This window comes from Myxococcus llanfairpwllgwyngyllgogerychwyrndrobwllllantysiliogogogochensis, assembly GCF_006636215.1.
Classification (GTDB): Bacteria; Myxococcota; Myxococcia; order Myxococcales; family Myxococcaceae; genus Myxococcus; species Myxococcus llanfairpwllgwyngyllgogerychwyrndrobwllllantysiliogogogochensis.
In genome coordinates this window covers 1-1,213 of sequence record NZ_VIFM01000545.1, presented here as the reverse complement: position 1 = coordinate 1,213, position 1,213 = coordinate 1, and the positions used below count along the sequence as shown (strand labels likewise).

At 70.6% G+C, this 1,213-nt stretch carries 1 protein-coding gene; it reads left to right on the top strand.

The annotated features are described in order from the left end of the window. Window positions 1-1,213: AMP-binding protein (locus FJV41_RS49200; RefSeq protein ID WP_141649517.1), on the top strand; the 1,213-nt coding region annotated here is incomplete at both ends.

The window sequence follows — 1,213 nt, the reverse complement described above, 5'->3', positions numbered from 1 at the left end:
TGTGCAGTGGTGAGGCCCTCCCCGCCGAGCTCGTCCGCCGCGCGCACGCCCTCCTTCCCGCCTCCGCCGAGGTCCACAACCTCTACGGCCCCACCGAGGCCGCCGTCGACGTCTCCTTCTGGCACTGCGCCCGGGGCGACTCCCGACACTTCGTCCCCATCGGTCGCCCCGTCTCCAACACGCAGCTCCACGTCCTCGACGCCACCGGACTCCCTACTCCCGTCGGCGTGCCGGGCGAGCTCTTCATCGGCGGCGTCCAGGTCGGCCTCGGCTACCTCAGCCGTCCCGCTCTCACCGCCGAGCGCTTCCTCCCCGACGCCTTCTCCGCCATCCCCGGCGCGCGCCTCTACCGCACCGGCGACGTCGCTCGCTGGCTGCCTGACGGCTCCCTCGAGTACCTCGGCCGCGCCGACTTCCAGGTCAAGCTGCGCGGCTTCCGCATCGAGCTGGGTGAAATCGAGGCCGCGCTCCTCGCCGCTCCCGGCGTCTCCGATGCCGTCGTCGTCCTTCGCGAGGATGCTTCCGCTCCCCGCCTCGTCGCCTATCTCGTCGCCTCCGCCGAACTCGACACCCAGGCCCTGCGCGCCTCCCTCTCCCAGCGCCTGCCCGAGTTCATGGTGCCCTCGGCCTTCGCGACGCTGCCGACGCTGCCCCTGTCTCCCAATGGCAAGGTCGACAGGCGGGCCCTCCCGGCTCCGGACCTGAAGCCTCGCGAAGAGGGAGACTTCCTCGAACCCCAGACTTCGCCACAGCAGGCGCTGGCCCGCATCTGGACCGAGCTGCTGGGCGTGCCGCGCATCGGCCTCCGTGACAACTTCTTCGAGCTGGGCGGCGACTCCATCCTCGCCATCCAGGTGGTCTCACGCGCGCGTCAGGCCGGCCTGCACCTGGCCGCAAACCAGCTCTTCCAACACCAGACACTGGAAGCGCTGGCGCGCGTGGCGAAGCAGCAGGGTGGGCCACAGGTCGATTCGGGCATGGTGCTCGGCACCTCCCTCCTGACGCCCATCCAGCTCGACTTCTTCGAGAAGGAGCTCCTCGAACCGCACCACTTCGCCCAGGCCTTCATGCTCGCGTCGAGCGAGCCGGTGGACGTCCCATGCTTGGAAGCGGCGCTGCGCGCGGTCGTCGCCCACCACGACACGCTGCGGCTGCGCTTCACGCGCCGCCAAGACGGCACCTGGCACCAGGAGTTCACCGGCCTGGAGTCCCT